This is a genomic window from Proteocatella sphenisci DSM 23131, assembly GCF_000423525.1.
Lineage (GTDB): Bacteria > Bacillota > Clostridia > Peptostreptococcales > Filifactoraceae > Proteocatella > Proteocatella sphenisci.
In genome coordinates, this window is record NZ_AUID01000001.1 from 69,967 (window position 1) to 82,783 (window position 12,817).

The window sequence follows — 12,817 nt, forward strand, 5'->3', positions numbered from 1 at the left end:
CAGTGAAGTCTTTTAATTATCAATTGTATTTTTTATACAGCTGATATTAAGAGTGCTTCTGCTACTATATTTTCTTTTGTGATGCCATAGCATTTTAACAATTCTTCTGGTTTACCTGACTGTCCAAAAACATCTCTTACTCCAATTTTTCTTACAATTACAGGGAATCCCTCACAAACTGCTTCAGATACAGCAGAACCAAGACCTCCAATTATGCTGTGTTCTTCAACAGTAATTATTTTCCCGCATTCTCTTGCCGCTTTTAAAATCAATTCCTCGTCCAGCGGTTTTATTGTAGAGATATTAATAACTCTTGCATTTATACCCTTTTCACTAAGTTCTTCGGCTGCATCAAGTGCCATTTTTACACAAATTCCTGTAGCAACTATAGCCATTGTGTCTCCAGATTTCAAGACTTCGCCTTTACCAATTTCAAAATTACATCCTTTTTCATGAAGATCTTCAACCGCCATTCTTCCTGTTCTGATGTAGACTGGTCCATTATATTCAGCTGCTGCTTTTACGGCTGCTGCTGTTTCTGTAGCGTCACAAGGGTTTATTACTACCATATTAGGAATACTTCTCATAAGTGATATGTCTTCTATAGCCTGGTGGGTCGCTCCATCTTCTCCAACAGTTATTCCTGAGTGGCTTCCAACTATTTTTACATTCATTTTTGGATATGCCACTGAGTTTCTTATCTGTTCAAAAGCTCTCCCTGCTGCAAACATTGCAAATGTTGATGCAAAAGGTATGAGTCCAGTTGCCGCCATTCCAGCTGCCATTCCAATCATATTTGCTTCAGCTATTCCTGCATTAAAAAATCTCTCAGGATATTCTTTTTTAAAATCAGCACTCTTCGTAGATTTAGACAAATCTGCATCAAGCACTACTATCTTATCATTATTTTTAGCAATTTCTGCCAACGCAATACCATAAGCTTCTCTAGTTGCTCTTTTCATATCCATTACCCTCTTTCAATCTCTTCTAATGCTTTTTCAAGTTCCTCTGGCTTTGGTGCTACGCCATGCCATCCAGCCTGATTTTCCATAAATGATACGCCTTTTCCTTTTGAAGTCTTTGCAATAATCATTGTTGGTTTATCAGTTATTTTTTTAGCTGAGTCTATAGCATTTGAAATTTCATCAAAATCATGACCATTTATATCAATTACATTCCAGCCGAATGCCCTAAATTTTTCATCAAGAGGGTCAACGCCCATAACTTCACTGTTTTTTCCATCTATCTGAAGTCCATTGTTATCAAGAAAAGCGATTAGATTGTTCAGTTTATAATGTGATCCGGCCATTGCCGCTTCCCATATCTGCCCTTCTTGAGATTCACCATCACCTATTATAGCATACACATAATAGTTTAAATTCTGATATTTTGAAGACATTGCCATTCCTACAGCAGCGGAAAGTCCTTGTCCCAAAGAGCCCGTACTCATATCGATACCTGGTGTTCCCTTCATATCTGGATGTCCCTGAAGCATACAGTCAACTTGTCTCAGGTTTTCCATTTCAGTTGAACAAACATATCCTCTTTCACATAATGCAGCATATAGCGCCGGTGCCGCATGTCCTTTGGAAAGCACTAATCTGTCACGGTTTATCATAGTTGGATCTTCAGGGTTGATATTCATTTTTTCAAAATACAAGACTGTTAGAATATCAGCAATCGAGAGCGATCCTCCTGGATGACCTGAGTTAGCTTTTGCAATCATTTTAAGAATGCTCTTTCTGATATTTTTAGAATGTAACTTTAAACTATTGTTATCCATCATTTTTACTCCTTAATTTATTAAAATAACACAATTATTATTATATTACATTAGAACAAATTTATCCACGTTAATTTATTTTTCCACAAAGTTAAATTTCATAGATTCTCCCATGTAATTATACAATTATATTAATATCCTATAATTTTTTCATGGTTTTTGGAAGTTTTGGGCTTGTGTCTGATTTAATATTTTCATCTTGATTTGACAGTCTTGCTTCCACAACATTATCATTTTTTATAAGTTTAACCGCCTGAACTCCAGGACTGATCCTTGATGATACAGGAGAAAGTAAAGAAGTATTTAAGACTGAATATCTGTCAGTTGATGATTTTATATATATTTTTTTGTCATCTTCAAGTGGAATTATATCTATGAGCTTTGATTTTTCCGAATAAACTTTTTGAAGTTTCTTCCTAAATCCTTTTGTAATATATGCTTCATAGTTTACTTTTGCTATTTTCCCATTTTCAAAAATAAGAGCAATATATTTATAGGCTATATTGGGATTTATAAGTTTTACTATTAGCTCATCTTGTTCAAAACCTAAAATATTGGGCAAAAAATCACCCAGATTGGAGGATTTTGTATCAGCAAATTCATGAAGTTTTATTTGATACAAGTTAGCTTTATTTGTTATTCCCCATAAAGTCTCATTATTCCTCGCAGAAAAATTCTCCAAAAGAGCATCATCATCTTTGAATTTTTGTTCCGAATTTCCTCTTAGAGATATATCTGTAATTTTTTTGAAGTAATTATGCTCTGTAATATATAAATTCACTGCATAGTCTTCAATAGTATCTTCTTTGATATATACTTCAACGTCGTCTTTAACCAGTATTGTGGTCTTTCTTTCTTGAGAATATTTCTTCATGACATCTTTTAAATCTTTTTCTATATTCTTATTTTGAAGTTTTTTGCTATTTAGGAGATTGTGCCCTTGGGCTATTTCTTCTTTAAGTGTTTTTATTTCAGCCAGTCTTTTTAAAATATATTCTTTGTTAAGATTTCTCAACTTTATCTCACTTATATAATCTGCCTGTTCTTTGTTTAAATCAAAATATGACATCAAGGCTGGTATAACATCTTTTTCTAATTCTGCATTTCTTATTATTTTTATGGCTGTGTCTATATCCAGTATGATTTTTTCAAGTCCAAGCAGGAGATTAAGCTTAGATTGTCTTTTCCCTATGTCTGATTCTGTTCTCCTTAGAATACAACTTCTCCTGAAATCTACCCAGTTTGAAATTATTTCTTTTACTCCCATTACTTTGGGACGGTTGTTTATGAGAATATTGAAATTGCACCCAAATGAATCCTCAAGAGCAGTCATTTTAAATAGTTTTGTCATGAGTTTATCTGGGTTTGCACTTTTTTTATATTCAATTGTAATCTTAAGACCATTTAAGTCAGTTTCGTCTCTTATATCACTTATTTCCTTTATTTTTCCAGCTTTTATAAGTTCAATCACTTTTTCTATAATAACCTCTACGTTTGTAGTGTAGGGTATTTCGTACACCTCGATGAAATTATTTTTTTTATCGACTCGGTATTTTGACCTTATTTTAAAGCTCCCTCTGCCATACTTAAATATTTCTTTCATTTCATCCGGATCGTATATAATTTCTCCACCATATGGAAAATCAGGTGCAATTACATAGTCTTCTACGAGAGTATCTTCATTTTCCATAAAAGCAATTGTATATCTGCACATTTCGCTTAGATTGAAACTTGGTATCGAGCTTGCCATTCCTACAGCAATCCCTTTGTTGGGATTTACAAGTATGTTTGGAAATCTCACTGGAAGAAGGGTAGGCTCTTTCATGGTAGAGTCATAATTATCTGCAAAATCCACAGTGTCTTTGTCCACCTCTGAAAACAATTCCTCACATATATCCATGAGCTTTGCTTCGGTATATCTTGCAGCTGCAGCCTTCATATCTCTGGAGTAGTTTTTACCAAAATTACCCTTGGAATCAACGTAGGGATAGAGCAGTGCCTCGTTGCCCTTGGTCATTCTTACCATAGTTTCATATATAGCCTGGTCTCCATGAGGGTTTAGCTTCATGGTCTGCCCTACAATATTTGCAGATTTTGTACGATTTCCTTTTTGTAAATTCATCTTATACATTGTGTATAGCAATTTTCTGTGAGAAGGTTTTAGACCATCAATCTGAGGAATTGCTCTGGAAACTATTACACTCATTGCATAAGGCATATAATTATCTTTTAACGTATCAACAATGTTTTTTGAAGTATTCATATTATTTACAATTCATCAATTTGGCTTATATACATCTCTCCAAATTCTTCAATGTATTCCTTTCTAGTTTTTAGATCATCTCCCAAAAGAAATTCAAATGTTTCTTTAGTTTCCTGGGCATCTGACGTTGTAATCTTTATTAATCTTCTCGACTCTGGATTCATTGTGGTTTTCCACATCATTTCCGGGTCATTCTCACCAAGTCCTTTTGATCTTTGAAGTGTATAGTCGGATTTTATTTTTTCTAATATTTTGTTTTTTTCTTTATCCGAATAAGCAAAATAACTATTTCTTTTTGTATTGATTTCATAAAGTGGAGATTCGGCTATAAAAATCCTTCCCTCTTCAATCAATGTAGGTGTTAGGATATAAAACATTGTAAGGAGAAGTGTTCTAATCTGGAAACCATCCACATCGGCATCAGTACATATTATAATTTTATCCCATTTGAGATTATTCAAATCAAATTGTACAAAGTCTTTAGCAAGTTTACTGTTTATTTCAATACCTGTGCCTATGACTTTTATTATATCGATTATGATATCACTTTTGAAAATCTTACCGTAATCAGCCTTAAGACAGTTAAGTATCTTACCTCTTATAGGTATTATAGCCTGAAATTCAGCATCTCTTCCTAATTTACATGAACCAAGAGCGGAATCACCCTCAACAATATAAAGTTCTCTTCGATTCAAGTCTTTAGTTCTGCAATCCACAAATTTCTTTACTCTGTTTAATGCGTCCATACTCCCTGACAACTTGCCCTTTAATGCTTGCCTGGCCTTTTCTGCATTTTCCCTAGAACGCTTGTTTATCAATACCTGGTTTACAATCTTTTCAGCGTCCTCAGGATTCTCTATAAAATATATGTTGATTTTTTCTTTTAAAAATTCAGTAATAGCCTCTTGAATAAATTTATTATTAATAGCTTTTTTAGTCTGATTTTCATAAGAAGTTATTGTAGAAAATGAGTTTATAATTATAATCAAACTTTCTTGTATGTCAATGAAAGAGATTTTTTTCTCATTTTTCTGGTATTTATTATTATTTTTGATATATTGATCAATCACACTTACAAATGCTGATTTAACTGCTTTATCAGGAGACCCTCCGTGCTCAAGATAACTTGAGTTGTGATAATACTCCATTAATCTATCTGTTTTTGAAAAAGTGAATCCGACCTCAGCTTTCAGTTTATATTCAGGTTTATCTTCCCTGTCTCTGCCTCTGGTTTCGAGCTCTAAAAACTGATTTTCTATTAGATTGTCATCGCTTGTTACCTCTTTAAGATAATCTACTATTCCATTTTCATAGTAATATTCAAATTGACTGTCAGACTCTTCATCTATCAGAGTAAATTTAAGACCTTTGTTTGTAACTGCCTGTTTTTTCAAGGTATCCTTATAATAGTCGAGTGGAATATCTATATCTGTAAAAACTTCAAGATCGGGTCTGAATTTAATTTGTGTATACGTTTTTGAGTTTTTGGTTTCCTTTTTTAAAAGTCCCCCAACGTTATAGCCTTTTTCAAAGTGTATGTTATAAATATATCCATCGCGCGCAACTTCTACGTCCATATACTCAGAAGCATATTGAGTCGCGCATGCTCCCAGTCCATTTAAACCAAGCGAGTATTCATAGTTTCCATCAGTTTCATATTTTCCTCCTGCATACAGTTCTTCAAATATCAATTCAAAATTGTATCTGTTTTCTACAGGATTATAATCTAAAGGCATTCCTCTGCCTTCGTCTCTTACCGTAATAGCCTTGTCAAGGTGTCTTATTACAAGTATTTCTTTTCCAAAACCTTCTCTAGCCTCATCAATTGAATTCGACAAGATTTCAAACATGGAGTGAGAGCATCCTTCAATTCCATCTGATCCAAATATAACTCCTGGTCTAAGACGTACTCTGTCTGCCCCCTTTAGTGAGGTTATACTGGTATTATCATATTTTTTTACATTTTTTTTATTCAAATTTTTCACCCTTTTAAGTTATTGTTAGCAATAATGATTTTATAATAAAGAAATGAATTTATCAACAATTTTTAATTTCTTTTTTTTTACTATTTACATTTTTCGATACTTATAATAGAATATTATAAAGTATATTAAATTTATTTATACAGATTAGGAGAATTTATATGAGCATAAACATAAGTGCAGAAGCTCTAAATGAGCTTAAGAGCATTCTTAGTGATAAGCAGCTTGATGGAAATATAGTACGTGTATTCGTATCTGGTATGGGCTGAAGCGGTCCTCAATTCAACTTATCTCTGGATGAGATAAACGATGATGATTTTTCATTAGTAGCTGATAATTTTACTTTCGTTGTTGAAAAAGAACTTGTCGATCAATTCGGCGGTTTTGAAATCAAATTTTTCGATGAGGACGGAGCATCTGGCGTTTACGTTGAAACAAGTGTTCAGCCTGAAAGCGGTTGTTCTGGATGTAGCGGAAGCTGTAGCTAAAAAACATTTAAAATTCCTATCTTATGATAGGAATTTTTTTATTTCTATTTATTTGTAAATTCAATGTTTAAAATTTTTCTTGGATCAAATTTTGATACTGAATCATCACGGTCTTTATTGGATTCACTTGGAGTATAGCCTTTTAGAATCCATTTTTCCGAATTACTGTAATAGGCTCTTATGCTTTCAAGAAATGATTGATATGAAATCCCATCTGGCAGTATATAGTTCATTCCCAGCATATTTAAAATAAAGCTTGGCTCAAATTCTATTTTCGAAAATGTAAAAATCATATTTTTCAACTCTTCTTTTTGTACTTCTGAAATCTTATTGTGAGATTCTATTATCTCTAGAATTCTTGATAAAGCCAGACTTTCTTCATAATAAAAACTATCTCCTCTGTGGTACAATTCTTCAATATCATATTCTTTATAACTGGTTATAGATTCATTTTGTATATCAATTAAATTTTGGATAACACCAACGAGTCCATGATGAACATACTCTCCAGCCATAACAATATTAGAATAAATCTTCTTGTCTAAAATAGATTTCGGGAATGAAAATTCACAAAGTTTTTTGAGATGATTTTTGAATTGAGCTCTATCCATTATATTAGTTATTTGCTCGCTGATTAACGAGTATACTTTTTCTTCAAGTAAGTCAAATGGTATTATTCCATAAGAATTTACATATCCAATTGTCAGTTTTATTAGCTTAGTATTCAAGTCGTTATATTTATTTATATCATTAAAATTCAGTTTTTCCACAGCCACCATGACTTCTTGCGGTATTATAAGATAATTTATATTATTACTTTTAACCCTTGAAATAAGGCATCTAGATACAAAAAAATCAATTTTCAATTCTTCTGTCTCTTTTAGAATTTTATCAAATTCCATCATGCCTTCATGATAAATAACCTGACCCAAGTAAGACAGATCTTCTTTACTTATGAGTCTTAATACCTCATTCAGATATTCAACCATATGTGGTTTTATAAAATCAATAGTTTCATTTTTACTTAACCTCTGTGGCAAACCTAAATCTAGGAATGAAGCAATTTCTTTCAAGAATTCTATAGGGTATAAATTCTCAAATTTGTATGGTTTATGAAAACTTATCCACTGCCCAAATGCCCTGTGAGACATCTGCTGCTGTCTATACTTCTTTTCCATTGATTTTACTTCTTTAGACAGATCCCCTATATTTTCAAGATTTAAATTATTAAGATCAAGTTTATCTAAAAGATCTTTCATTTCTTTGCTTTCCATAGATTTACTAAGCGTTTCAATCATATCTTTATCAAGTTCCACACCCATATTTCCTAGTATTTCTTTGAATTTATCTGTATTCTGATTATTGTTTGATTTAGGTTCTGTATTTGAATCTTTTGTTTTGTTCTTAATTTCATTAAAATTTATTACCTTGTTCTTTTCATCCATTCAGGTTATCCTCCATTGATTTTAGAACACCTTTTTCATGTTCAATAAGAAATTTCTTTATATCTATACCACTGGCATATCCTACGAGCTTTCCATTTGAACCTATTACTCTGTGGCAGGGAACAACTATAGCATACCTGTTTTTGTTGTTTGCATTTCCCACCGCTCTATATGCCTTGCTGGAGTCCACTCTTTGCGCTAATTCTTTATAGGTTATAGTCTGGCCAAAGGGTATTTGCATCAACTTTTGCCAAACTCTGTTCTGAAAATCCGTTCCTCCAAATTCTATATCTAGGTTAAATTCAGTTCTTTCACCTATGAAGTATTGGTGAATTTGTAGTCTTACAAATTCTGTAACAGGATTGGATTTTTTGTCAGATTCTGCTTCTTTAACAAAATTAACACCTGAAAGAATATGGTCTGAAGCGGAGATTTCTATAATTCCCACCGGGCTCTTATAATATGAATAATACATCTTCACCCTCCTGTTATCAAAATTATGGATGTTAAATCTTAATACAAATCTATACTAATTATAACCTAAACTTGATGATAATTACAAATTTATATTTTTTTCTATCTTAATGTGATATTATCACTTATTTTTATTAAAATAAATGATATACTTATAATTATAAAAAACAAAGGAGAGATAAACATGAAAATAAATTTAAGCGAAAGTGCAAAACTCAAGATGCAAGAGTACTTTAAAAATGAAGTTCCATTGAGGTTAATAGTTCAAGGCGTGTCCTGATGTGGTCCTACATTTGCGGTTGTTTCGGCGAAACACCTTGTTGAAGATAAGTTATATAAAGAAGACGGAATAGAGCTGGCAATAGCAGAAAATGTTATCAGTTTACTTTCAGAAGTGAAAATAGATCATTCAAACAAATTTTTCAGAAAAGGCTTTATTGTAATGCCTATCCCTAAATAAGCACTTTTAAAAAGAGCTTCATTTTTTAAATGAAGCTCTTTTTAAGCTTTTTATATTATTAATTTGCAAGTTCAAGTATTGCTGCTGCAAAGATTTTAATACCACTCATAAGTGTGTCTACGCTTATTTGCTCATCAGGCTGATGAATATTGTGATCCTCTCCAGGAAAACTTGGTCCAAATGCTACCATGTTAGGGAATGACTTAGCATATGTTCCCCCACCTATACCTATAAGTTGAGTTTTCTCACCAGTTTGTGATTCATAAACCGAAGATAATTTTTGTATAAGTTCAGACTCCGCTGGCACAAACAATGGTTTTACTAAATTTACTTGTTCTATTGTCATCCCATACTTAGAGGCTTTTCTTTCAAATCCAGCCATTACATCCTCAGCAGAATGTGTTACAGGAACTCTCGAATCAATAGTGAAAGATATTGATTCTCCATCATATTCTACCACCCCTATGTTTACAGTCAATTCTCCTGACTCTTCATCCTTACAATAAACACCAAGTGTTTTACCGTTAGTCTCCATATTTATCTCATTATTTATAAAATCAAGAAACACTTTAAAATCTCCTTCAAATCCCACTTCTTTGAGATCATTTGCCATTTTAAGAAGTGCGTTTTCACCTTTTTCAGGTGTGCTCCCGTGTGCTGATTTACCTTTTATGTCACAGCTGATGTCACCAGTAAGGGCTTCTCCTTGAATATTGAAATTTAATGGTGTTTCCATTTCTATTTTTAAATATGGCATTACAACATTCTTAACGCTTCCACCACTCAATTTTTTTAATTTATAATTCATATTAGTCTTAAGTTTTTTTCTCATTACACATGAAAACATGCCTTTTTCAGCATTTATTATAGGAAAGTCCGCATCAGGGGTAAATCCTGCAACTGGCATTTCTTCTCCAGATTTTATGTAATGCGCTACACAGCCGCTTCCACTTTCTTCATCAGTTCCAAATATAACCCTTATTCTTTTATTGAGTTCATAACCTGAATCCTTGATAGCTTTAAGTGCATAAAGTGAACCAATAGTTGGACCTTTATCATCACTTACTCCTCTTCCGTGCATTATCCCATTATGTATCTCAGCAGCTAAAGGATCGTATTTCCACCCATCTCCCAATGGAACAACATCAAGATGACCCAATATAGCCACCATCTCACTGCCTTCTCCTATTTCTGCATACCCAATTATGTTATCGATGTTCTTTGTTATCAAACCCAACTTTTCAGCCTGTTCAAGAGCATTTATCAAAGCTTTTTTAGGTCCAGGACCATAGGGTGCATCTGATTCAGACTTGCTTTTAATACTGTAGATAGATACATTGCTTCTTATCCCTTCAATAATCTCATCCTTCATATTATCAATTTCTTGATTAAGTTTTTGGTATTTCATTTTATTCCTCCTCATTTTGTCTAATACTTACTTCTCCTGAATTCAAAGTAAGCAATCCATTATTTGTTTCTATTATAAGGAAGCCGTTACTGTCAATATCAACGGCTTTTCCGTAAATAGGCGCTTCTTTTCCAAAATAACTTATTTCCAGTGTTTTTCCAAGTACCATAGATTTCTTTCTATAATACTTGATAATTTCCTCGTTCTCTATATTATTCATACACTCATCAATTTCTATGATGAGTTGTGCTATTAGATGGTTTCTTGTAATTCCTGAGTTATCGTCTGCGAATATAGAAGTTGCAGTTTCACTTATTTCTTTTGGAAAAAGGCTATATGGTGTACTGAAATTAATACCTATACCAAGTATTATTTTGCCTATCATTCCGGTTTCAAAATCGGTTACAGCTTCTGTAAGAATACCGCACACTTTCCTGTGATCAATATATATATCATTTATCCATTTTATCTGTGTGTCTTTTTGGGTTACTTTTTCTATTGCTTTACTCACGGCAACAGATGCCGCAACAGTTACCAGTATAGAATTTTCAATCTTTATAAAAGGATCTAAAATGAAGCTGCAGTAGATTCCAGTATTTTCAGGTGAATAAAAAGATCTGCCCATTCTACCTCTACCATTATTTTGAGTATTAGCAATAATTATTTCTGGACAAAAAGCATTATCCATCAATGCTTTTTTTGCAAACGTATTTGTGGAATCAACACTCTCGAGATATTGAATTTTTTTATTTTTTCCGTATTTTTTAATTATTGAATTTATAATTTCCGGAGAAATAATGTCATTAGTATCTGAGAGTCTATAACCTTTATGATGAATTGATTCAATATCAAAACCTTGTTTTTTTAACTCGCTTATTATTTTAAAAATTGCACTTCTGGTAATTCCAAGTTCTGCTATTATTTCTGAACTTGATACGCATTCACCATTTTTTTGATACAATATCTGCAATACCTTTTCTTTGTTTTTCATAAATAACTCCTTAGAAAAAGATGTATCTACTTATTAAGTAATTTTTTAACTATACTTACATCTGATAATGTATCTATATAATCAGTCCCTCTTTTTTGTCTGGTTTCTCTTCCTTTTCCGGTAACGAGAACCACAAAATCAGATTTATAATAAGACAGCCCTGTTTTTATGGCTTCATTTCTATCTTTTATTATTAAACAATCTGCTTTTCTTCCGGAAGTATGACTTTTAATCTCATTACATATTTTATCAAAATCTTCTTCTCCATAGTCTTCTTCAGTAATAATTACGAGATCTGAGAATTCTCCGGCTATCTCACCCAAATCTTTTCTTCTTGAAAACGCCTTGCCTCCCGGACATCCGAAAATTGATATGATTTTTTTTCCGGGATATTCTTCGCTTACTGATTCAAATAGCTTTTGAAAACTAAGTTTGTTGTGAGCGTAGTCTACTATTACCGTAACATTTTTCTTTTCATCTGTAAAGAGTTCCATACGTCCACTTACTTTTGCATCTGCGAGTCCCTTATATATATTTATATGAGGTATTCCCAGTTTTTTTGCAGCAGCTATTGCAGCAAGGGCGTTGTAAACATTGAATTTACCTCCCATGCCTATGCAGTAGTCTTTTACTTTGTCCATATACCTGACTTGAAAATCAAACCCATCTTGCTTTTTTCTTATGTTTATAACTTGATAATCATCTTCTGGGTAACTTCCAAATTTAGATGTCTTATTTTCATATGCTCTTGCATCTATATCAATTTCATCAAAATTAACTGAGTCTGACAATATTATATGCTTTGAAATATTAAGAATCATAGCTTTTGATGTAAAATAATCTCTATAGTCCATGTGCTCTATATCACTTATATGATCTTCGCCAATGTTAAGGAAGCATCCAATATCAAACTCTATACCTGAAACTCTTTCATATTTCAAAGCTTGACTTGAAACTTCCATAATGCAGTACTTTATTTCATTATTTTTCATATTATTAAAATGCCAGTGGAGTTTCAGTGGCTCTGGTGTTGTCAGGTGGGATTCTTCAAGTATTTCACCATCGAAATTTTCTATTGAAGAAAGTATGCCTGCAGGTTTTTCACCTTTAGAAGCAGCATAATTATCAATTATGCTCTTTAACAAATATGCAGTGGTGGATTTACCCTTGGTTCCAGTAATTCCAATAATCTTCATGTCTTTCCAGGCATTATCATAATAATAATTTCCAAGTATGCTCATTGTTTTTCGTATATCACTTACCAAAATATAATTTTTTTCTTTATCCACAAATGATTTTTCTTGAGTAATATAGCATATTGCACCCTTAGATAAGGCCTCTTGCAGATACGACGTTTTAAAATGGCTTCCCTTGCAGATAAATACGGCTCCAGGTTTAACCTCTTTTGAGTTGTCTGTCAAAAATTCGATTTCCTGAGATTTTACATTTTCCTTTAGATGCGTTTCTATAATGAGATTTTTCTCTTTTAGAATATTCATGAAATCGTTAATGTTTTTTTTCAT

At 32.5% G+C, this 12,817-nt stretch carries 9 protein-coding genes; all 9 read right to left on the reverse strand.

The window, feature by feature from the left end:
- Window positions 1-32 precede the first annotated feature (32 nt).
- The 9 genes from G558_RS0100320 to G558_RS0100370 all read right to left on the reverse strand — a co-directional run bounded on the left by G558_RS0100320 (window position 33) and on the right by G558_RS0100370 (window position 12,817).
- On the reverse strand, window positions 33-962 hold the full coding sequence (locus tag G558_RS0100320; protein WP_028828371.1) for a transketolase family protein: 930 nt from the start codon (window positions 960-962) through the stop codon (window positions 33-35).
- Window positions 963-967: 5 nt separating this feature from the next.
- A complete protein-coding gene (locus tag G558_RS0100325) occupies window positions 968-1,786 on the reverse strand; it encodes a transketolase (RefSeq protein ID WP_071604431.1) in 819 nt (272 codons plus the stop codon).
- Window positions 1,787-1,922: 136 nt separating this feature from the next.
- Entirely contained in the window at window positions 1,923-4,046 is a 2,124-nt protein-coding gene (locus G558_RS0100330; protein WP_028828373.1) for a DNA gyrase subunit A, read from the reverse strand.
- A 5-nt stretch (window positions 4,047-4,051) separates the two neighbouring features.
- A complete protein-coding gene (locus G558_RS0100335) occupies window positions 4,052-6,031 on the reverse strand; it encodes a toprim domain-containing protein (protein WP_334290850.1) in 1,980 nt (659 codons plus the stop codon).
- A 529-nt stretch (window positions 6,032-6,560) separates the two neighbouring features.
- Complete coding sequence (locus G558_RS0100345; protein ID WP_028828375.1) at window positions 6,561-7,961, reverse strand: hypothetical protein; 1,401 nt, start codon at window positions 7,959-7,961, stop codon at window positions 6,561-6,563.
- Window positions 7,954-8,436: a methylated-DNA--[protein]-cysteine S-methyltransferase gene (locus tag G558_RS11965; RefSeq protein WP_036931286.1), complete on the reverse strand. Its 483-nt coding sequence runs from the start codon at window positions 8,434-8,436 to the stop codon at window positions 7,954-7,956. The genes G558_RS0100345 and G558_RS11965 overlap by 8 nt, the downstream gene beginning before the upstream one ends.
- Window positions 8,437-8,953: 517 nt before the next feature.
- Window positions 8,954-10,303 (reverse strand): dipeptidase PepV, encoded by a 1,350-nt coding sequence (gene pepV / locus G558_RS0100360; protein ID WP_028828376.1) that lies wholly within the window; start codon window positions 10,301-10,303, stop codon window positions 8,954-8,956.
- 1 nt (window position 10,304) lies between these two features.
- Window positions 10,305-11,294, reverse strand: a complete 990-nt coding sequence (locus tag G558_RS0100365; protein WP_028828377.1) for a biotin--[acetyl-CoA-carboxylase] ligase — start codon at window positions 11,292-11,294, stop codon at window positions 10,305-10,307.
- 26 nt (window positions 11,295-11,320) lie between these two features.
- Entirely contained in the window at window positions 11,321-12,817 is a 1,497-nt protein-coding gene (locus tag G558_RS0100370) for a Mur ligase family protein (protein ID WP_028828378.1), read from the reverse strand.